19 protein-coding genes are annotated in these 19,925 nt (G+C 56.6%); 7 read left to right on the forward strand and 12 right to left on the reverse strand.

Annotated elements, in window-relative coordinates; genetic code table 11:
- Positions 1-13 precede the first annotated feature (13 nt).
- Positions 14-262 (forward strand): DUF1127 domain-containing protein, encoded by a 249-nt coding sequence (locus ABLQ08_RS24655; RefSeq protein WP_352947789.1) that lies wholly within the window; start codon positions 14-16, stop codon positions 260-262.
- Between the two features lie 140 nt (positions 263-402).
- Positions 403-855, forward strand: coding sequence for a GIY-YIG nuclease family protein (locus ABLQ08_RS24660; RefSeq protein WP_352947791.1), 453 nt, complete (start codon positions 403-405; stop codon positions 853-855).
- 126 nt (positions 856-981) lie between these two features.
- On the opposite strand, the gene ABLQ08_RS24665 is transcribed toward ABLQ08_RS24660, so the two are convergent.
- Entirely contained in the window at positions 982-1,899 is a 918-nt protein-coding gene (locus ABLQ08_RS24665; protein WP_352947793.1) for a complex I NDUFA9 subunit family protein, read from the reverse strand.
- A 216-nt stretch (positions 1,900-2,115) separates the two neighbouring features.
- On the opposite strand from ABLQ08_RS24665, the gene ABLQ08_RS24670 reads away from it, so the two are divergent.
- Entirely contained in the window at positions 2,116-3,789 is a 1,674-nt protein-coding gene (locus ABLQ08_RS24670; protein ID WP_352947796.1) for a carboxylesterase/lipase family protein, read from the forward strand.
- Between the two features lie 27 nt (positions 3,790-3,816).
- On the opposite strand, the gene ABLQ08_RS24675 is transcribed toward ABLQ08_RS24670, so the two are convergent.
- Positions 3,817-4,197: a tautomerase family protein gene (locus ABLQ08_RS24675; protein ID WP_352947798.1), complete on the reverse strand. Its 381-nt coding sequence runs from the start codon at positions 4,195-4,197 to the stop codon at positions 3,817-3,819.
- Between the two features lie 96 nt (positions 4,198-4,293).
- Between ABLQ08_RS24675 and ABLQ08_RS24680 the strand changes: the two genes are divergently transcribed.
- The 3 genes from ABLQ08_RS24680 to ABLQ08_RS24690 all read left to right on the forward strand — a co-directional run bounded on the left by ABLQ08_RS24680 (position 4,294) and on the right by ABLQ08_RS24690 (position 7,607).
- Entirely contained in the window at positions 4,294-5,151 is an 858-nt protein-coding gene (locus tag ABLQ08_RS24680) for a LysR family transcriptional regulator (protein WP_352947801.1), read from the forward strand.
- 148 nt (positions 5,152-5,299) lie between these two features.
- Positions 5,300-6,139 carry a PhzF family phenazine biosynthesis protein gene (locus ABLQ08_RS24685; RefSeq protein WP_352947804.1) on the forward strand — a complete coding sequence of 280 codons (840 nt, stop codon included), beginning with the start codon at positions 5,300-5,302 and terminating at the stop codon, positions 6,137-6,139.
- 142 nt (positions 6,140-6,281) lie between these two features.
- Positions 6,282-7,607 carry a tetratricopeptide repeat protein gene (locus ABLQ08_RS24690; protein WP_352947806.1) on the forward strand — a complete coding sequence of 442 codons (1,326 nt, stop codon included), beginning with the start codon at positions 6,282-6,284 and terminating at the stop codon, positions 7,605-7,607.
- Position 7,608: 1 nt separating this feature from the next.
- On the opposite strand, the gene ABLQ08_RS24695 is transcribed toward ABLQ08_RS24690, so the two are convergent.
- From ABLQ08_RS24695 to ABLQ08_RS24730, 8 genes are all read right to left on the reverse strand, one after another.
- Complete coding sequence (locus ABLQ08_RS24695) at positions 7,609-8,379, reverse strand: SDR family NAD(P)-dependent oxidoreductase (RefSeq protein ID WP_352947808.1); 771 nt, start codon at positions 8,377-8,379, stop codon at positions 7,609-7,611.
- A gap of 7 nt (positions 8,380-8,386) precedes the next feature.
- A complete protein-coding gene (locus tag ABLQ08_RS24700; protein WP_352947810.1) occupies positions 8,387-10,081 on the reverse strand; it encodes an SMP-30/gluconolactonase/LRE family protein in 1,695 nt (564 codons plus the stop codon).
- A complete protein-coding gene (locus ABLQ08_RS24705) occupies positions 10,081-11,064 on the reverse strand; it encodes an NAD-dependent epimerase/dehydratase family protein (protein ID WP_352947813.1) in 984 nt (327 codons plus the stop codon). Before ABLQ08_RS24705 ends, ABLQ08_RS24700 begins: the two co-directional genes overlap by 1 nt.
- A gap of 56 nt (positions 11,065-11,120) precedes the next feature.
- On the reverse strand, positions 11,121-12,440 hold the full coding sequence (locus ABLQ08_RS24710; protein WP_352947816.1) for a TRAP transporter large permease: 1,320 nt from the start codon (positions 12,438-12,440) through the stop codon (positions 11,121-11,123).
- Between the two features lie 2 nt (positions 12,441-12,442).
- On the reverse strand, positions 12,443-12,934 hold the full coding sequence (locus ABLQ08_RS24715; RefSeq protein WP_352947819.1) for a TRAP transporter small permease: 492 nt from the start codon (positions 12,932-12,934) through the stop codon (positions 12,443-12,445).
- Positions 12,935-13,011: 77 nt separating this feature from the next.
- Complete coding sequence (locus ABLQ08_RS24720) at positions 13,012-13,980, reverse strand: TRAP transporter substrate-binding protein (RefSeq protein ID WP_352947822.1); 969 nt, start codon at positions 13,978-13,980, stop codon at positions 13,012-13,014.
- 85 nt (positions 13,981-14,065) lie between these two features.
- Positions 14,066-15,235, reverse strand: a complete 1,170-nt coding sequence (locus ABLQ08_RS24725) for a mandelate racemase/muconate lactonizing enzyme family protein (protein ID WP_352947825.1) — start codon at positions 15,233-15,235, stop codon at positions 14,066-14,068.
- 9 nt (positions 15,236-15,244) lie between these two features.
- Complete coding sequence (locus ABLQ08_RS24730; RefSeq protein WP_352947828.1) at positions 15,245-16,153, reverse strand: dihydrodipicolinate synthase family protein; 909 nt, start codon at positions 16,151-16,153, stop codon at positions 15,245-15,247.
- A 112-nt stretch (positions 16,154-16,265) separates the two neighbouring features.
- On the opposite strand from ABLQ08_RS24730, the gene ABLQ08_RS24735 reads away from it, so the two are divergent.
- Complete coding sequence (locus ABLQ08_RS24735) at positions 16,266-17,222, forward strand: 2-dehydro-3-deoxygalactonokinase (RefSeq protein ID WP_352947830.1); 957 nt, start codon at positions 16,266-16,268, stop codon at positions 17,220-17,222.
- 32 nt (positions 17,223-17,254) lie between these two features.
- On the opposite strand, the gene ABLQ08_RS24740 is transcribed toward ABLQ08_RS24735, so the two are convergent.
- Together ABLQ08_RS24740 and ABLQ08_RS24745 are read right to left on the reverse strand one after the other, a co-directional pair.
- Positions 17,255-17,776 (reverse strand): GNAT family N-acetyltransferase, encoded by a 522-nt coding sequence (locus ABLQ08_RS24740; protein ID WP_352947832.1) that lies wholly within the window; start codon positions 17,774-17,776, stop codon positions 17,255-17,257.
- 182 nt (positions 17,777-17,958) lie between these two features.
- Positions 17,959-19,914, reverse strand: coding sequence for an SDR family oxidoreductase (locus tag ABLQ08_RS24745; RefSeq protein ID WP_352947834.1), 1,956 nt, complete (start codon positions 19,912-19,914; stop codon positions 17,959-17,961).
- Positions 19,915-19,925: the final 11 nt, after the last annotated feature.

The following is a 19,925-nucleotide window of genomic DNA, read 5'->3' on the forward strand; positions in this document are numbered from 1 at the left end:
ATGGAGCAAAACAATGAGTATCACCGTGATCCGTTCAACCGAGTCCGGAACTCTCAACAAGAACGTGAAAGAACAGCTCTTTGCCCGAAAGCTGATCGGAGCGATCGGAACAGCGCTTCGCCGTCGAGCCAATCGCGACATTCTGGAAAAACTTGATGAAGACCGGCTGAAGGACATCGGGATCAATCCGGAAGATGTCAAAGGAGGCAAGACTGTTCAAGTAGGCACGACCCTCATGACGAGCCTGATGTCCATGCGCTAGAATGCTCACTTTCAGGCATTCCGCTCATCGGTCACGCAGCGACGGAAATGCCAGGTCACGTCAACAGTGACAGCAAACGGGACTAAATTCTAATTTCATCAGGTGGAGCCAGTCGCTGAAGTGGAGCATGCATCAACCTCATGATATCGACCCAGTTTCGTGAACATATCGCGGCTTCAGAAATTGATGGCGTCTGGACTTTCCCTGACAATCCCGATGCAATTCCGCGGGACAAGGGAGCCTACGCATTGGCTCTTTGTCTGGGCGGCCCGGTTGATCTCGAGATCAACCGGACATGTCGGGGGCGGTTGATGCCTGGCTGGTATTTCTACCTGGGCAGCGCTCGCGGCAGTGGTGGTCTTGCCGCACGGTTGAAGCGACATTTTCGGGAGAAGAAGAAACTCCATTGGCATGTCGACAGGTTGACAGTGCAAACCATCGCCATGGCGGCATTGGCCGTTCCAGACGGAAACGAGTGCGAGCTGGCAGATGGGCTTCTTGCAACGCCTTGGTTCAAGATCGCCCTCGCAGGCTTCGGCAGCACCGATTGCAGACGTTGTGACAGTCACCTGCTGATGGCAGCACCGGACTAAACACCCATCCGATTGTCGGATCACACCCCTTCGCAAATTCAACGAGAAACACACTTACAGAAATGAAAATGGGGTTCTTCTCCGAGACTGCAGGCTCGAGTTGCGAAAACCCGCTCAGTCCGTTGGCTAGACCAGATCCATTGCGGTGGCAGATCGCGGCAAGAGCGACAAGTCAGCAAATGTTGCGACATCTCCGCCAACAACATTGTCTTTTTCCATCAGCGCGACCTGCGCAGGGGTCAAAGGAGGATTTGGCAACTGGTTTGCCAGCACCGCGAGGACGCGCCAAATCGCGAAAGGCACAGGCAGGAGCAGTCGACGTCGGCCGGCACGTGCGGCGAGCCTCTTCACGATCTCTCGATAGGAGATTATTTCGGGTCCGCCTAACTCAAAAACTGTTCCGGTGGCCGCGTCTGAATCCAGAACACGACAGGCAGCTTCGGCGACATCGCCGACAAAAACAGGCTGAAGCCGCGTGGCTCCATCACCAAAGAGCGGCACAACAGGAAGGCGCCGAATGATCGCGTCCAGGTCACCAAAAAAAGCGCCGTCCCTGCTGAACATGGCACTCGGGCGCAGGATGATTGCCGCGGGGCAAACACTGCGAACCTCCTCCTCTCCCTCGGCGCGCGCGCGGATATAGTCGGAAGGGGAATCTCGCCTGGCACCGATCCCTGACACGTGGACCAATTTACAATTTTCTGTCTCCCTGACGCACCTTGCAACAGTTCTCGCCGCGTCCACGTGAACACTTTGGAAGGTGTCCGCTCTCGTTTCGACATAGAGCCCAATGCAATTGATCACGGCCCCTGCTCCACTGAGAGCGTTCCAGATTGAATCTGTATCCGAAAGGTTGATTTCAATCGGGCGGACCTCTTGTTCCCAACGCGCAGAAATCCGGGCCAGTTTTTCGGGAAAGCGTGTTCCAACACCGACGCGATGCCCGTGGTCCAGCAACCTCCGGACAACTCGCCTCCCGAGGAACCCTGTCCCACCCAGGACAATTACTTCGCGTTCAGCCGTCAAAGCGACCAACCTCCGCACCTTCTGCGTTGCCAGTCATTATGCATCCAAAACGAAATAAAGCCGAGCGGCCGTGCAGGTTGCCTCAATTTGCCCCTGAATTTCCTGTGCCTGAAAGCGGTACAATCATTGAAGAGAAATCCCTCTCGGTTGAGCTGTCAGCACCGCCCGATTTCAGTTTCCAACGAATGATGCCATACTGCCTTGAGTTGCAACTCGGTCGGTGGGGGATTGCACATGCGATGGTTGAGGATTTCAGGTGCTGTTGCGGCGGCTCTCATCTCCGTGTCCGGCTGCGTCAATACCGACCTTCTACAAAGTCAGGCCACCACAAATCCCAAACCGGATTGCACAGCACCGGAGATCGCAACGACCAGCGGCAATGTCTGCGGACTGTTTGTGGACGGCAACAAACGCCTACGCAGTTACCTCGGCATTCCTTACGCAGGCCCGGTTTCCGGCGACAAGCGCTGGACACCGCCCACACCCGCCGAGAAAATGCCGGGCATATACCAGGCGACCGGCTTCGGCCCGGTCTGCCCGCAGCCTGCAAAACGCACACCTTTTCCGCAAAGCGAGGATTGTCTGAGCCTCAACATCTGGACACCTGCCGGAAGCGGCGCACGCCGGCCTGTGATGGTGTTCATTCATGGCGGCGCCTTCTTTTTCGGATCAAGCGCCAATCCGGTCTACGACGGCAAGGTTCTGGCGGAGAAAGGCAATGTCGTCGTCGTCACTTTGAACTATCGGCTTGGCGCACTCGGGTTTTTGGCCGGGATCGATGGATTTGAAGGCAATTACGGTTTCCTCGACCAGCAACTGGCGCTGCGTTGGGTACGCGACAATATTGCCGCTTTCGGTGGTGATCCCTCCAAAGTGACCCTGTTTGGTGAAAGTGCCGGCGCAATGTCGACCGCACTGCATCTGACGTCTCCCACCAGCCGGCGTTACTTCCGCACTGCGATCATGGAGAGCAATCCATACGGACTGCCATATAAATCCCTCGCAGAAGCAGGCAGGTTCGGCAAACGCCTGCGGTCCGCTCTCGGCTGCCGCGAAGGCGATACGGACTGTCTGCGCCAACGCCCTGCAAGTGAAGTCGTCAAGCACGAGTCGTCACTCAGACTGCGCCTGACGTCCTATCTGGCCGGATTCAGCGGCCAGCTGACATGGTCGCCGGTACTCGACGGCAAGGTCCTCACAAAGCAGCCCAACCAGGACAGGATCGGCAAGTCCACGATCATCGGCACCAACCGCGATGAAGGCGTGATTTTTGCCCAGGAAGCAAGGCTCGGCCTGCTGGGGCGTCAAATCCCGCGGATCGAGTACCGTCTGGTGCTCGACCTGCTGTTCTCCAAGCCGCTGGCTGAAAAGGTCGAAGCGATTGACCGCTACGCTCCGATCGACGGTGACAATACCTGGCAGTTCTCCAATGTGCTGACGGACTATCTTTTCACCTGCGCCAACCGGCATGTGATGAACCGGTCGAACCGGCCTGTCTACGGTTACTTCTTCACCCATGTTCCGTCTTACGACATCATGCCGCGCGACAAGCTCTGCGCCCCCGGCGAAGACCGCGTATGTCACGAGATGGAACTTCCCTTCGTTTTCGGCTCGCAAACCACTGTGACGGTTGAAAGTCCTCCGGTTAAGGCAGAGTTCTCGCCTGGTGAAAAGCGCCTCTCTGAACGCATGGTGGACTACTGGACGCATTTCGCCACCACCGGGACGCCAAACTCTACCAGAACGCCCGACTGGCCGCGTTACAGAGCCGGCTCGAAGCGCGTGCAGATCTTGAACGACCCGATCAGTCGTGGAAGAACGACGGACGCCAATTGCGCCTTCTGGGACACGCTCGGTTACAACCTGCCGGGCCTTTATGACCGTCTTCACGAAAAGACGAAGCAATAGTTTCCCGGATGATCAAGCAGGTTTGCGTTATGCGTATTGCGCCTCACCCAGTCCAAGCGACCAGTTCTCTTTGCTAACCTCTACCAGATTGACAAAAACGTCTTGTGGTCTGAGACCGGGATCTTCACCGAGCAAGGCTGCGATGCGTCTGTAGAGCGCCTTTTTCTGCTCCGTACTGCGGGTGTTGTTCGCTGATATCTGAATGAAGACAAGATCATCACTGCGGGCAATATCCAGATAGGTCGCCCCGTAACGAAAGTTTGCGGCAGAGTGCTCGGTAATCGTCATGAACTGATCATCCTCCGGCACATCAAATTCCTGATTTAACGCATGATAAATTCCGTCGAAAATTGCCTGACGAAAGGCGTCAGACTTTCCTGAACACATTGAGATTTGAACGAGTGGCATCGCGGGTTCCTTTCTGGCTTGTCCGGAATTGACCCTAGATGCTGCGCTATCATTTTGATATGCAATGAATCTCGATATCAAAAATTGAGATTTTAAATGACTAATCGTCCTCTTGATCTTGATGCGGTTCGAACTTTTGTTCGCATTGCCGAACTGGGCAGCTTCACGCGTGCAGCCGAGGCGACCCGCTCCACCCAATCTACGGTCAGTCTGAAACTCAAGAGGCTCGAAGACCGGCTTGGCTGCAAACTGATTGAACGCACCCCTCGCTATGTGCAGCTTTCGGCACAAGGAGCAACATTTCTGGAACATGCCCGTGAGCTCCTGAAAAAACACGATCGTGCACTGTCCGCCCTGACAGCCACCCGGCAACGGGTGACGATCGGCATCAGCGATCATGTTGCTGGACCTGAGCTTCCGGTGTTGATAGCGCGCATGAATGCGCAGGATCCCAATTTGCTGATTGAGATAAGGATCGGGTCTTCCAGTGATCTTCTGAAAAGCTTCGACCGGCACGAACTGGACACCGTTATCGTGCGCCTTCATGACGGAAGAAGCGACGGTGAACATCTTGCTGAAGAAAAATTCAGTTGGTTTGCTTCGAGAAATTGGCAACATCGTGCAAACGAACCGCTGCCTGTCGCGACAATGCCGGCACCTTGCGGTGTACGCATCATGTCAGGAGACCTTCTTGATGAAGCCGGCATTCTCTGGACCGAAGTTTTTGTAGGAGGCGGAGTTGCGGCGGTGTCCGCCGCCGTCATGGCAGGGCTCGGCGTTTCGGCTTTGGCGCGCCGCATGTTGCCTTTCGGAGCGGTCGACGTTGGCCCAAGGCTTGGGCTTCCCGACTTGCCCTCCTTGCCGATCGTCCTTCACACAAGGGTCAAAGACCAAAGACCACGCGATGCCATTGAAGCACTTTCAGCCGCATTCAAAGGCGCGGTTCAGAATTAATTTGCTGTTCCGGGGACATGTTCCAGGCCAGGCATTGTGGTGTCCAACAGGTTGACGGAGAACGCGACAGACGCGCAGGTCGCGTGCGGCTTGTTAACTCGGAAATCGAACACGCTCTGCCAGAGACAATCAGAGGAAATAGGAAACGATGAAGTCACGCCGGTTTGTTCAATGTGATGTGTTTACATCCGTGCCGACAAAAGGAAACGCTCTCGCTGTTGTTGTCGATGGAGACGGTCTCACTGACGAGCAGATGCAAGGCTTCGCCCGCTGGACAAACCTGGCAGAGACGACTTTCCTGATGAAACCGACAGACGAAAGGGCCGATTACCGGGTTCGAATTTTCACACCTTTGAGAGAAATGCCGTTTGCAGGACACCCGACCCTTGGCAGCTGTATCACCTGGCTTCAGGCGGGTGGTGTTCCGGGCAATCCAAACGTCGTCAGGCAGGAGTGCGGCGTTGGCATTGTTGAGATAGACATGTCCGGACCCGCTCCCGCTTTCGCAGCGCCGCCAACAGAAATCAAATCCATGAGGGACGGCGAGAAAGCGCGAATAATGGATCGCCTTGGTTTGCAGGATGATCAGGTCCTGACCACAGCTGAATTGACAAACGGCCCAGTCTGGCAGGTCTTTGAACTGGATTGCGCCGACAGTGTTCTGGCGGTCGATTCCAGCAACGTCCGATGGCCGGAGTACAAGGCAATCGGCCTGATCGGGAAGAACAACGATGACAGGGAAACCGACTATGAGGTGCGTATGCTGGCACCCTCCAGCGGGATGAGCGAAGATCCGATCACCGGCTCGCTGAACGCAGCCATCGCCTGTTGGTTCAGGGAAACCGGGCGTCTGGAAAAATCGCTCTTGATTTCCCAGGGAACAAAGATCGGAAGAAGTGGACGTGTCTCTGTGAGAACCTCACCCGGCGGACCGATCCTGATCGGAGGTGAAGTGCATATCCTGATAAAGGGGGAAGTCACTCTCTGACTACTGTTTGATGGAGTCCGCACTCTTCCACCAGTAAGTAGGCTGAAGGTTTCGGCTGGCAGCAATTACCTCAGCACTACAACCATTAATTTATATAACCAATCGGTTATTCAATTAAAGATCGTTTGGCCGGGTAACTTTCATGGCCTACGCTGCAGCGGGAGGCCTTGCAGGGAGGTACTGGACGTTGAGATTGACCGACGAGTACGGCAATGCGATTTCGACGAGCTCTTCACGGGCCCGGGATCACTATGACCAGGGACTGCAGCTGTTCCTCGGTGCAAATTACGGTGCAATTGAAGCGTTCGAAGATGCGATAGCCGCTGACCCGGGATTTGCACTTGGACATGCGGCCCATGCCCGCGCACTGATGATGAGCGCAAGAATGCCTGAGGCGAAGGTTTCGATTGCAAAGAGCCTGGAACTGGCAGGTTCCGCGGACACGCGGGAACGCGCTCATATTGCAATGATGTCGTCGCTCCTCGCCGGGAAGGCCAGTGAGACAAGGACGGCCGTTTTGGGGCACGTGCGAGAGTTCCCGCGCGACACGATGGCCGCGCAGCTCTGCACCAACGTCTTCGGATTGATCGGCTTTTCCGGCGAGCCTGGCCGTGAAGCGGAATTGCTCGCATTCACCGAGGCGCTACTGCCGCATTACGGAGAAGATTGGTGGATGATGTCCATGCATGCGCTTTCCCTGTGCGAAACCGGCCAGGTGGACGCATCAGCCGAACTCATGGAGAAGTCTCTCAAACAGAACCCGCGAAATGCCAACGGATCGCATTTCAAAGCACACGCTCAATACGAAGTGGGGGAAACCGCTGCAGGACGCGCCTATCTGGGTGAATGGATGGAGGCATATGACGACAGGTCTGTTCTGCATGGACATTTGACCTGGCATCTTGCGCTGTGGGCCCTGCATGACGGCGACGAAACGGCGATGTGGGAGGCCGTGGACAGCGGTGTCAAACCGGGTACCGCCAAGGGACTTCCAATAAACGTCCTGACGGACACGGCCGCCATATTGCATCGTGCAGAGATTGCTGGAATGACCGTTGAACCTCGGCGCTGGAAAGACCTGAGCGATTATGCCGCCCGTTGTTTCCCTCAGACCGGACAGAGTTTCGCCGATATCCACGCCGCATTGAGTCACGCCATGGCGGGGAACGGTGATCGCCTGGCCACGATCGCTGAAACCACCAAAGGGTTTGCAGGGGATCTGGTACGTCCCGTTGCAAGAGCCTGGGGAGAGATTGCGCGTGGCAATTGGTCCGCAGCGCTCTCGGAGCTCTCTGCTGTCATGGCGACGACTGAACGTCTTGGTGGCAGTCGGGCGCAACGCGACTTGATTGAGTTGGCATATGTCAACGCACTGATGAAACTTGGACATGCGAAAGAAGCCCGGAGAACCCTGCTGACCCGGCGCCCCGTTCTTTCAAGTTCACCACCAGTAGCTGGATTAAACTAGCCTAGTAGCCGCCTGAGAGGGTGACGACTTCTCCTGTCATGAAACTGCTCGCACTAGAAGCGAGCAACAAGGCGGCTCCAATCATCTCTTCCGCGTTACCGGCTCTTCCCATCCAGTTGGCCGTTGAAACGTAGTCGCCCCAAGCTTCCGGGTCGCTCGACTTTCTGTCCGCATTCCGGTCGGTATCGATCAGGCCGGGAGACAGGGTGTTCAACGTGACCCCGGAGCGTGCATATTCACGCGCCTGGCTCTGGATCAGGTTGTGCTGCGCTGCTTTCGTCGCTGCATAAGCCGTAACAACTGGCTTCGGACCGGACTGGTTTATGGAACCGATATTGACCACACGGCCCCAACCACGCGCAGCCATCAGCGGCAGGCAGGTTTGCAGCATGTCGATGGTCGAGCGAAGATTGACATCGATCTGATGGGAAAGGTCGGCTTCGGTAAGTCCAGCGAGCGGTGCGTTGATTTGCGCTGATGCATTAACGACGAGAATGTCGAGGTGATCAGCCCGGCGCTCACACTCTTCAATGAGCTTCCTCCCCTGCCCCTTTATTGCAAGGTCGCCAAAGACGGCTTCTCCTTCGGCCCCTGCCGCTCGGATCTGCGCAAGAGTGTCTTCAGTCGAAGCTTTCGATTGGCCATGAACGAACACTTTCGCCCCGGCTCCGGCAAGACCGCAGGCGATCGCGGCGCCGATCCCGCGGCTTGAACCGGTGACAAGAGCAGTGCGACCCGTCAGGTCGAAAATGGTCTGCGGTGAGTACTGCATATCGGTCTTATGTGGCTGGCGTGAACAAGGTGGAGTCAAGACCACTGAACCCCGGCTTACAGGCAAAAACTCCACCAGAGAGAGGCGCCTCGGAGAGCGTGGACGCCGGCAATCTGGTACGTGCACTGGTGATGAACAGCATGTCGTTGTTCGCCCCCCCAAAGCACAGACTGGTCGGACGCGGCACTGGCAGCTCAATGGAAAAGTCGATCTTTCCGTCCGGCGTGTATCTGCGAACGCTCCAGCCATCCCAGAGCGCGCACCAGACACCGCCATCGCGGTCGATCGTTATGCCATCCGCACGCCCCTGTTCTTGTGGGATCTTCGCAAAAACGCGTCGATTGGCGAGATTGCCCGTGCCCGGAGTGCTGTCATAGGCATAAATGACGCCCGGCACCGTATCAACGAAGTAGAAGGTGCTGTTGTCCGGGCTCCAACCGAGACCGTTGGAGACGGTGATACCGCTTTCCTTCTGGGAAAATCCGCCATCCGGGTCGACACGATAAAGACCGCCGCTTGGTTTGGCGGCGTCCATCCGCATCGATCCTACCCATATGGCTCCTCCAGGACCGACCTTGGCGTCGTTGAGACGGTTTTCCGGACGATCGTTTTCCGGATGACTGAAGGAGTTCAGACGACCGGTCTCAAAGTCCAGTGCCTCGATTCCGTCCTGCGTAGCAACCATGACGCCACCGCCGGACTTCGGCAGCACGGCGCTGACCAGCTTGTCCAGCGTGCAGACCTCGTTGATCCCGGTCTCGGGAGAAAAGCGATAGACGGCGGGCCGCAGGATATCGACCCAGTAAAGCCGGTTCTCAAGCGGATGCCAGACAGGGGCCTCGCCCAGTTGCGCTCCCCAGGGCAAAATGCAATCCAGATCCGCGACTTGCCTCGCTTCACTGTCCCTTGGCTGTGGCCTTGAGCTGATTGCAACGGCACCCGCGGAACCGGTAATGCGCCTTGCGGCTGCAATCAGGTCCCGGCCGACGGGATGAATGTTGGTTTCATCAAGCCTGGAGGCTGGCGCAAGAACGGTCAGCGCCCCAAGCGGGGTGCCGTCCGGTGCGCCAATGGCAACGGCAACCGAGTTCACGCCCTGTTGGTACTCCTCAAACGAAATCGCATACCCGCGCGCCCTGGTCAGGGCGAGATCCGCATTCAGGGCCGTCTGGTTGGTCAATGTCTGTTTCGTAAAGCCATCCAGTTCCAGCCGGTCAATAAGGGCTCTGCCGGCGGACGGTTCCTGAAACGCAAGCAGCGCCTTACCCGCAGCTGTGCAATGAAGCGGCTCGCGTTGTCCGGGTTCCACCCGCACGCCAAGTCCGGCGCCGGATCGTTCCAGCAGATAAACAATCTTGTCCTGATCGAGTTTGCACAGCGCAACGGTCTCACCCAACTCTTGCGACAGCCGATCCAGCTCCGCCTGGGAAAAGGAATTCAGGTCGAACGTGTCCCAGACGCGATGCGACAGTTCAAGAAATCTCGGTCCCAGAAAATAAGTGCCCTTGTTCTCATCGTGACGAACAAGTCCGAAGGCGATCAGGGTTCTGAGGATTCTTGCAAATGTCGGCTTTGAAAGTTCCGACAAACGCTGTAACTCGGCAAAACGAATTGGACTTTCCGCATCGGCGATCAGGTTGAGCAATGTGAGCCCTTTTGCCAACGCCGCAGCCCCTGCAGGCACGGTCTTGTCGCGCTGCATTACCCCGTCATCCGTTTCGTTCGGGCCTCGGCTGCCTCTGTCAGCATTCGGTCTATTGTCCATTCCGGCTTAAATCCCAGTTCCTGTCGGATTTTCTCGTTCGAGGTTTCATAGTAGACGCCGGCACCTGGAAGATCGACTGTTACCACGGGGTAACCGGTAATCTTCGACATCTTCTCCAGAAGAGTTGTAAAATCAACAGGATCGGTTGCACCGAGATTGAAGATGTCTCCAGCAGCTTCCGAAGCATCGAGGGCAAGCTCCACCCCCTGGATCATGTCTCGGGTGTCGGTGATGTGCATCTGAAACGGACGTCCGTTTTCATTGCGCGCCAGGATATGGGCAGGAATGCCGGGATCGGCGGCGGCAAGCAGGTCCGCAACAGCGTGATTGCCGAAGTTTCTCTGTTGCGCCACCCGCTGACGCAAAAAGAAGCGAGGACCTGAAAAGAAACTTTCCTCCTCCAGAAGCTCGGATGCATCCTGTGTATGCGAGAAGCGCAGAATAACCGTTTCGAAGGAGCCGGTACGCTGATGGAACCTGACCAATTCCTCTCCCAGCATTTTCGTCAGACCGTAGGTTGTGTTGGAATGGCAGGGGTGGTTTTCCGTCACCGGGAGGAATTCGGGTCGGTTTTCCGGATAAACCTCTCCGGAAGACGCGAAGACGAACCGTTTCACGCCGCCGTCTGCGGCAGCATCCAGCAAGATGCGCGTTCCTTCCACGTTGGCTGCAAACATTGTGGCCCGATCTGACGGTGACCAGGACATGAACGCACCGAGATGCAGCACCGCATCCACACCGGCAACCGCCTGTTCTGCTCTACTGACATCCCCAGGCTCGGCCACGATCTCCTCGTAGCCTTCTGCCTGTCTGCCGGACGCCCGCATATCCAGTCCCCTCACCCGGTCACCGCGCGCCAGAAGTCGTTCCACTGCCCGCGATCCGATGCGCCCGGAAGAGCCCGTAACCAGTATTTTCATTGTGTGTCCTTATCGCGTTGGGTTGGGCCCGAACGGCAAACGGCAAAGGTGAAAACTCAGGGCAATCCGTTCGCCACCAGGTTGGGCAGAAACAGCGTAATGGCGGGGATCAAGGTGATAACGATCAACGTGATCACGATGGGTAGATAAAACGGCAACATCGCGCGGACCAGAGCGCCATAGCTAAGCTTGGCAATGTCCATCATGATGAACAGGATCACGCCGAATGGCGGCGTTATCGCACCTATCAGCAGATTGAAGATCATCATCACACCGAATTGTGTCGGGTCCATTCCTATGGTCTTGATCAGCGGCAGAAGTGTCGGCACAGCAATCAGGAGAATTGCTGTCGTTTCCAGGAACAGTCCTGCGACCAGCAGCATGAGATTGATCATCAGAAGCAGGACGATCGGATTGTCCGATACAGACAGCAAGCCGTTCTGAAGTGCAGCCGGGACATTCAATACAGAAATGATCCATGAAATCGGTGCGGCGCAGCCGAGGATGAACACAAGGGCACCGATCGTGAACACCGTCGTGCGCAAGGCCCCGATGAAGTTCTCCATTGTGAGTTCACGGGTCAGAACACCGAGAAGGATGGCATAGACGGTGACGACCGCCCCGAGTTCGGTTGGCGTCGCGACCCCGGTCAACAAACCGGTGACCAGCAGGATCGGCGCCATGAGACCGGGCAATGCCCGCCAGGCGGCACAGGTTACATCCCGAAATGTCGCTCTCGGTGTACGGGGAGAATGTACCCGGCCGGTAACAGCCAAACCGTAAATCAGGGCCATCAGAACAAAGCCAAGAAAGAGGCCCGGCACAATGCCTGCCAGAAACAGTTTAGCAATCGACTCGCCCGACAGGACCGCATAGATCACCATGATCACGCTTGGCGGAATGACCGGACCAATGATCGAAGAAGCCGCTGTTACGGCAGCACTGAACGCCCGGTCGTATCCGGCCTTTGTCATTGCCTTGATCTCGATTGCACCGAGACCGGCTGCATCCGCGGTCGCGACGCCCGACATTCCGGAAAAGACAATGGAGGCAAGGATGTTTACATGGGCCAGCCCACCGTGAATATGAGCCACCAGAGTTTTGGCGAAGGCAAAAATCCTGTCTGAGATTCCCGTTGCGTTCAGGAGGTTCCCTGCGAAGACAAAAAGGGGAATGGCCAGCAGCGGAAAGCTCTCAAGCGACGGTGTGATCCTCTGGGGGATCACTTTGAGGCCGGCAATCGCAAAAATCGGCTGAGTTCCGGCCCACATCTGGATGAGGATAAACGCCACCGCCGAGGTGAGCATCGCAAACGGCACCGGCATTCGAAGAAAGATGAGGCCGAAAAGAATGGCGAGAAGAACCAGGGCTTCCATAATCAGACAAGCGCCTCTTGGTCGTCTTTTCGCTCAAAGATCACATCGTAAAGGATCGCCAGGATGATCGAGCAAAAGCAGTATGCGAGAGGGACTGAATTGTAATAGGCGATCGGAAAGTTTACCGGCAGCGACACCGTGGTGCGGCGCATTTCGACCGTCATGATCGGCCCCATATTTGCCAGGATCAGGAGAAGCGTTGCCACCGTCAGAACCGACATGGACAGACCAAGGAAGCGTGACATCCGACCCGCAGGAAGAAGATCCACAAGGATGTGGCGCTTCTCCTTCGCAGCGACGGCTGCTGCCAACAGCGTGACATAGATGAACATGATCATCACGCTTTCTTCCATCCACGGCACGGGCGCGTTGAAGATGTAGCGCATCACGATTTGCATCGTGATCGTGACCACGATCAGCACTGTAAGCGCCATGGCGCATGCCATTTCAAACTTGCCCATCCATCGAATGACGGACTTAAGAACGCCTTGCATCGGCTCCTCCCATCTGCGCCGGAAACATCTCTCCGGCCGGAAAGGTTGCCGGGTTTGGCACCCGGCAACCAGACAGCTTATTGCTGCTGAACTGCGTCGAAGAGGCCTTCTCGCCACAGGCCGTCAGCTTCGAGCTTCGCGACAGCTTCCCGAGCTGCGGCCTGCAATCCCGAGGCGTCGTACTGATTGATCGTCGCTCCGCCCTCTTTCATCTTTGCAAGGACTTCTTCCCGACGGGTCGTTGCATCGTCATAGGCCCAGACAGCGGAATCGAGCGCGGCCTGCTTCACGATCTCCTGGTGTTCCGGCGACAGGCTGTTGAACTTGTCCTCGTTGATGACGATGGTCGACGTGGCCCAGACATGATTGGTCAGGTAAACGTTCGGCGCAACCTCATGAAATCGCTGGGAGATTGCCGCCGTCGGAGGACCTTCTGCTCCCTCCACGACCCCTGTACTCATGGCAAGATACACTTCACTCCAGGCAACCTGGGTCGGTTGCGCTCCAAGCGCTTTCCAGAGTTCCAGGTAAGACTGGATCTGCGGAATGCGCATCTTGCGGTCATTGAAATTGCCGCCTTCCTCAAGCGGCTCGGTCAGGAACGCAACGCGCGGCTCGGTCGGCCCGGCCGACAGAACACGAATGCGGCCCGTGTCACGCATCTCCGTCGTCAGATCCTGAAACAGATCACTGTTGAAGAAGTCAAACACATGATCTCCGTCCCGGAACGTAAAGCCCCAGGTCAGGATCTGCGTATCGGGAGCATAGGCGGAAAGCCAGGCACCGGCTGTTCCCATGGCATCGACGACACCCGCTGAAATCTGATCCATCACCTGAGGAGGTGTGCCCAACTGGTTGCCGGAAATGTAATTCACCTCGATTTCACCATCGGACCGCTCTTCGATCAGCTTGGCGAAGTGCGCGTTCATCTGGTCCATTGGCGACCCGATCGAATCCGCATTTACAAGGGTCAGAGTTTCAGCAGAGGCGCCGAACGCGATGGTGCACGCTGTCGCGGCTCCCATCAATATTGCTTTGATATTCACAGTGTCTCCTCCGTTTTCAGTTCAGTTCGCACATCTGTTCCGGTGTGCTGTCAGTTGATCTTGAGGGTGCCGCGTTGCTTTCCAGCTACAACGGCTTCAGCAGATTGACCGCTTCCTCGGACAGTTCGACACCCAGACCCGGGCCTGAAGAGGGTGTGTAGTACCCTTCCCGGCAGTCCATGTTTCCCGACAGAAGCCGTCGGTTGGGCTCGAAGATCGAATGTTGAAATTCGTGATACCGGGTCATCGCCAAGGCGCTGCTGGCCTGCAGGCTGGCGGCAAGAAAGATGCCGGAACCGATGGTGGCGTGGGGAATGACGTCAATTTCATGCTGTTCGGCCAATCTCCCGATCCGCATGAAATTCGTGATGCCCTTGTGGCCCATTTCAGGCTGCACGATAGCGATGTTGCAGCGTTCAATCCGGTGCAGCATATCGAAATGGGTTCGCCACTCCTCACCAACGGCAATGGAAGAATTGCTGGCCCGAGAGACCCTCTCAAGCGCCGCGATGTCTTCAGTTCGAACAGGAGCCTCCGCGAACCAAAGCCCATGCGGTTCCATGGCCCTGATAAGCGCCAGAGCTTCATCAGCGCTTTGGTTCCAATGCATGTCGGCCGCGATCATTGCTGACGAACCGAGTGTCTCGCGAAGGGTCCTGATTTCTTCCGCCGGCCCGTCGTCAGCGACAGGAGTGGCAAATTTGAACGCATTGAAACCACGGTCCTGCCAGGACTTCGCAAGAGCTGCACGGCTGGCGCGCGTTTTTTCAGGCAAGCCGGAAACATACGCCGGAATTTGAGCGTGTTTCACCCCACCGAGCAGCTCGGTCACTGAACGTCCGGCTTGTTTTCCGGCAATGTCCCAAAGGGCAATATCGAGGGCACAGAGCGCGTCAACATAGAAACCGCCGGTATAACCGCGCACCCGCATCAGGTCGTAGAGATCATCGTAGATGGCCTCTGGATCACTAGGATCGCGACCTATCGTGAACCCCGCCAACAGGTCATTGATCAGCTCACCGACGGCACCGGGGGCCACCAGCCCATAGGTTTCCCCCCAGCCGACAACCCCGCTCCGGGTTTCTATTCGCACCAGAACCGACCGGTCGAAGACAGGGTACACCGTGCGGTTCCCCTTACGCACAAGATAGCCCTGCGCATTCGGCTCCTCGCCGGGACGCGCTGCACCTAGATAGGGCGTTTCCCTTGGCAAGGTCAGCGTGAAGGTCTTTATGGATTTGACTGGATCGGCCATAGCTGCCTCTTAAGCGCTCACGGCATCGATGATGCCCAACTCTGCCAAATTTGCGTCAATGTCAGCGGTCGCGAACTCATCCAGTTCGGGCGTTGGAGCTCTCACCACGGCGTTTTCAAGAATACCGCGACGGACCATTGCGTGTTTGGTCAGGCGCATCCTGTAGATCGCCTGAAGGGTCAATAACGGTAGTGTCCTGACATAAAGATCGCGCGCGGCGGGGCGGTCACCTGTCCGCCAGGCAGTATCCAGTGCCACGTGTTCCTCCGCGATTTCAATCGCAGGCATCGCGGCACAGGCTCCGCGCTCGTATTCGTCCAGAATATAGCGCGCACCGCCTCCGCCAATCACACCCAGGAGGTTTTGCGGCTTGCCCTTCAGGATTGCAGTTATCGCGGGTCCGGCGGGAAGCGTTTCCTCCTTGACGTAACCGATCTGAGGCACCGCTTCGGCGATCTTCAGGATTGTCTCCGGCGACAGATCAGAACCGCGGGGCGCAGGCGCATTTTGCAGGATGATCCGGGCGTCCGGCAGCTGGGCGGTGACTTCCTGAAGAAAGTCTATGACTTCCGCCGCACCGGAACCAAGAGACTTTGGCGGCTGGATCATCAGCCAGTTAACTCCAAGGCTATGCGCCCCTTTTCCATAAGCAATGACAGCTGCTGGCGTCTCTGCGCTCGCTCCGGCAACGACCTGCATGTTTGCCCCGGCTGTCCGAACCACTCTTTCAAGCAGAGCCTGGCGTTCCTCACCGGTCAAATGCTCCACCTCACTGGCAAAACCCGGGAAGACGACTCCATCGACACCAGACCGGCAGGCGTAGTCGACGAGCCGTACCATCGCCTCAAGATCCACATCGCCAGCTGCGGTGAATGGAGTGGGCAGGACAGGCAGGATTCCGTTTATCGGAGCACTCATTCTTTAATGGTCCATATTGTGATACCTAATATCATAAATTGACACTAACCTAAGAACCCGATTATTGCAAGGTCTCGAAAAATCGAGTTTTCAATTCATGAAAGGATCCAGCGTGGCCCAAACCTCTGAGCCGTCCGGAAAAGTCATCGTTGTTGACTGGGGCACGACGTCACTTCGCGCCGCATTGGTTTCTCCTGCGGGTAAAACAATCGAGTTTGTCGAGAACGGGTGCGGAATTCAGTTCATCGCCGACAGGAAATTCGAACCGGAGCTGCTGAAGACGGTAGGTCCTTGGTTGAAGACCCATGGCAAGCTGCCCGTCATTGCCTCCGGAATGATCACCAGCAGAAACGGCTGGGTCGAAGTGCCATACATATCATGCCCTGCCCGTGTGGTTGATCTAGCTGAGGGAACGGTGCGCCGACGGCTCTCAAACGGATCGGAACTTTTTCTGCTCCCGGGTCTCACAGACAGATCGCGTCGACCTTTTCCAGATGTGATGCGAGGTGAAGAAACCCAGATCGTCGGCTTCGGATTGCAAAGACCGGCCACAATCGTACTGCCGGGCACACACAGCAAATGGGCAAAAGTTGAGACCGGACAAATTGCGAAATTCCAGACCTTCGTCACCGGTGAGATCTTTGCCCTGCTCTCGCAACACTCCTTTATCGCCAAGACAGCAGGCGAGGCTTCCGCCACCGCAAACTGGCCGGCGTTTGAACGCGGCGTCAACGTTGCCAAGAACATGCTGGATGCCGATGCGGCGTTTCTGACACAGCTCTTTTCCGCGCGTACCGGAATGCTGGCCAATGAGTTGGGGCCAGAAGACATCCGGGATTTCATTTCAGGTGTGTTGATTGGCAACGAATTTCGCGAGGCCCAATGCTGCGGTTGGACAGAAGCAGGGCAAAAGATCGGCATCGTCGGAAATGACGGACTGAATGAACGATATTCCCGTGCGGCCAATCTTTTCGAGTTGTTCCCGACGGAAGGAGGCGACCAGGCAGTTGTCGCCGGTGCGCTTGAAATCTATTCAGCGCTCAGGCAATCCGCCGTGGAAGTTGCCTGAGATTTCTGGGTAGAAATTTGTGCCCGTCGATTTCACAGAAAGGCCGGGTGACGATAGACGTGATAGGTCCAATCTTCCTGAACCCGCGTTTCTTCCTTTTTGGCTCCAAGTTTTTCCGCAAGCCGAATTGACCGCTCGTTATCGATATCGATGAAACTTGCGAGAGCGTCGAGACCGAACGCCGTCCGGGCATGATCGCGGGCGGCAGAAACACCTTCGAACGCATACCCTTGGCCTTCCGCATCTGCAGACCAGATCGCCCAACCGATTTCCAGTTCCGGATGCGTGGCGGGAAACCACAAACCACCACCCCCGATGGGCTCACCTGTATCGTTGCGCTCAAAAATAAAAGGACCAAACCCGCGCAGGATCCACTGTCCGGCCAGATTGGAAAACTTGCGATATCTTTGTTCCGCACTTGCGACCGGGCCGCCGACATATGTCATCCGGTCTGATTTCTGATACTCGGAAAATGCTGCAAAATCCTCCATTTTTGGCAAACGAAGGGTCAAGCGCTCGGTCTTGAGTTCGGGAAACGTGAATGAACGGCTCATTTGACGATTTCTGTTCCTGCATCATTGAAACTCTGACAACGCCAGCAACAGTTGACCCATCCAACCGGCCTTCGCAACACCCGATGAACAGGGGTGAAAGAAAAGTTCGATAAACTCACCCATCTGACAAGAAACGAGCCAGTCGACAGTTTCGACGTGTGCAATTTTGAACGAGAGCAGTTCTAGATGACTCGCTCATTACCGCCATCAATCGGGATTTGAGCGCCGGTTGTCCTCCGGAACGTTCCTCCAACCAACGCCAGCGCCGCATTTGCGACATCCGTCGAGCTCACTTCGTTCTTCATGAGGTTGCGGCGTTTGTACTCATCGACGGTGAGGCCATATCGCATGGCGGACCGATTCAGGGCTTCTTCGGTCCAGAGTTCGGTATCGAACACCGCGTCCGGATGAAGGGCGTTCACGGTGATCCCTTCAGGAGAGAGCTCCAGCGCCAGAACGCGCATCAACTGGGTGAGACCGGCCTTGGCAACCGAATAGGCCGCAGCCCCGGCCCCGGGCGCAGGAACATTGCGGGACGCCATAACAAGCAGAGACGGATCAAAGCCATGGCGCAGCACCGGTATCGCGGCTCTTGCCAGGATCATGTGCGCATCCAGATTGACCTGCATCGAGCGCGCCCAGTTATCGTCATCCATCTGCTCCACGCGCTCGCCCGCAGTGAAAATGCCTGCGTTGGAAACAACGATATCAAGTCCGCCATACGCATGCGTCACCTGAGCAACAGCGTTTTCGACCGCAGACCTGTCCGTCGCGTCAACGACCAGCCCCTCGAACCCCGTGCCGTTCAGCCTGATCCTTACCGCCTCGTTGATATCAAGACCGACGACAACGGCGCCCCTTTCGCGCAACTTTTGCGCAACTGCAAAACCGATGCCCGCAGCTGCGCCCGAGACCAACGCAATCTTGCCGGTCAGTTCCGGCCCCTTGGGCTGTTTCCTTAATTTCGCTTGCTCAAGTTCCCAGTATTCCAGCGCGCGAAGGTCGTCTTCACTCAGCCCTTTCCAGTCGCCTGTCCGATCGGCGTAAAGAAGGGCCTTGGCCGTCGTGCGCGCCACATCTGCAGAAACATCCGCGCGCTTCTGATTGACGCCGAAGCTTCGGATATTGCCGTTCCCGAACACAGCCCAGTGCGGATTGAGCGGCAGGCGCACGAGGTCCGGGTCATTTGCCCGGTCGAAATAGGCTTGATAATCCGAAGCGAAGTTGTCCAGTCCACCGTGGGCATCGTCTCCTATGAAGGCAGGGAACGGCTTGTTATGAATGACATGCTCCGGCGTCACTGTGCCCCGCCTGCTTAGTCTTGTCAGGCGCTCAGCAAAATCCGAAGGAACACTGCAGGACGGCCGTGAAATGACCGGTCCACCAGCCATATCGCCAATCGCGCGACGCAGCTTTGCAAGCTTTACCGGATCTTCTTCCAATGCATCCGACGGCGCCAGAACACCGTAGTTTTGTTCCAGAAACCTCTGCGCGACGTCCACAAGTTCGATGTGGCGGTCGTAACTCTTGCGGGCGTCATCATGGAAGGTGAAGAGACCATGGTTCTCCAGAACCAGCCCGTCATGCTTCTTAAATCCGCCCGAGGCAGAAAACTCCGATATCTGGCGAGCCAGGTCGAAGCCCGGTTTGACATAGGGCAGCACGGCGACAGCCTCGCCAAAAACGTCGCGCCAGGTAGAAACCGGCAAGGCGGAGTTTGAGATCGTCAGGATCGCGTCCGCATGGGAATGGTCGACAAACCTGAAGGGGATGAGTGCGTGCACGATGGCTTCGATAGATGCATTGGCGGCGGATGGGTCGAACTGGGCACGTTTGACTTCACGAACCATTTCGGTGTCGGACAATGCAGGAAGTTCCGCCAATGCCAGAAGCCTGCACAGCTCCAGACCGGTAAATCCCTCCACCCCCATCTTGGCCAGATCGAAACCGGACGATTTGACATAGATCGCCTCAACCGTTTCGCCGAAGATGTTGTATGCCGTTGTCTTGACCGACGTGTTTCCACCACCATGAAGAACGAGTTCAGGGTCAACACCGATCAGGCGGGAGGAATACGCCCTCAGTTCGAGGTCGGATGAAGTCTCGGCAGCATCGACAGGATTCCAGCGATTTTTCATGGAACGCTCCA

Source organism: Roseibium sp. SCP14 (assembly GCF_040329475.1).
In the GTDB taxonomy this organism is placed as follows: domain Bacteria; phylum Pseudomonadota; class Alphaproteobacteria; order Rhizobiales; family Stappiaceae; genus Roseibium.

What these genes read in the sequence shown, in the direction of transcription:
- ABLQ08_RS24670 (WP_352947796.1), top strand. Translation starts at nt 2,116, where the DNA reads ATGCGATGGTTGAGGATTTCAGGTGCTGTTGCGGCGGCTCTCATCTCC.
- ABLQ08_RS24725 (WP_352947825.1), bottom strand. Translation starts at nt 15,235, where the DNA reads ATGGCCGATCCAGTCAAATCCATAAAGACCTTCACGCTGACCTTGCCA.
- ABLQ08_RS24680 (WP_352947801.1), top strand. Translation starts at nt 4,294, where the DNA reads ATGACTAATCGTCCTCTTGATCTTGATGCGGTTCGAACTTTTGTTCGC.
- ABLQ08_RS24710 (WP_352947816.1), bottom strand. Translation starts at nt 12,440, where the DNA reads ATGGAAGCCCTGGTTCTTCTCGCCATTCTTTTCGGCCTCATCTTTCTT.
- ABLQ08_RS24705 (WP_352947813.1), bottom strand. Translation starts at nt 11,064, where the DNA reads ATGAAAATACTGGTTACGGGCTCTTCCGGGCGCATCGGATCGCGGGCA.
- ABLQ08_RS24675 (WP_352947798.1), bottom strand. Translation starts at nt 4,197, where the DNA reads ATGCCACTCGTTCAAATCTCAATGTGTTCAGGAAAGTCTGACGCCTTT.
- ABLQ08_RS24700 (WP_352947810.1), bottom strand. Translation starts at nt 10,081, where the DNA reads ATGCAGCGCGACAAGACCGTGCCTGCAGGGGCTGCGGCGTTGGCAAAA.
- ABLQ08_RS24740 (WP_352947832.1), bottom strand. Translation starts at nt 17,776, where the DNA reads ATGAGCCGTTCATTCACGTTTCCCGAACTCAAGACCGAGCGCTTGACC.
- ABLQ08_RS24745 (WP_352947834.1), bottom strand. Translation starts at nt 19,914, where the DNA reads ATGAAAAATCGCTGGAATCCTGTCGATGCTGCCGAGACTTCATCCGAC.
- ABLQ08_RS24685 (WP_352947804.1), top strand. Translation starts at nt 5,300, where the DNA reads ATGAAGTCACGCCGGTTTGTTCAATGTGATGTGTTTACATCCGTGCCG.
- ABLQ08_RS24655 (WP_352947789.1), top strand. Translation starts at nt 14, where the DNA reads ATGAGTATCACCGTGATCCGTTCAACCGAGTCCGGAACTCTCAACAAG.
- ABLQ08_RS24695 (WP_352947808.1), bottom strand. Translation starts at nt 8,379, where the DNA reads ATGCAGTACTCACCGCAGACCATTTTCGACCTGACGGGTCGCACTGCT.
- ABLQ08_RS24660 (WP_352947791.1), top strand. Translation starts at nt 403, where the DNA reads ATGATATCGACCCAGTTTCGTGAACATATCGCGGCTTCAGAAATTGAT.
- ABLQ08_RS24730 (WP_352947828.1), bottom strand. Translation starts at nt 16,153, where the DNA reads ATGAGTGCTCCGATAAACGGAATCCTGCCTGTCCTGCCCACTCCATTC.
- ABLQ08_RS24690 (WP_352947806.1), top strand. Translation starts at nt 6,282, where the DNA reads ATGGCCTACGCTGCAGCGGGAGGCCTTGCAGGGAGGTACTGGACGTTG.
- ABLQ08_RS24715 (WP_352947819.1), bottom strand. Translation starts at nt 12,934, where the DNA reads ATGCAAGGCGTTCTTAAGTCCGTCATTCGATGGATGGGCAAGTTTGAA.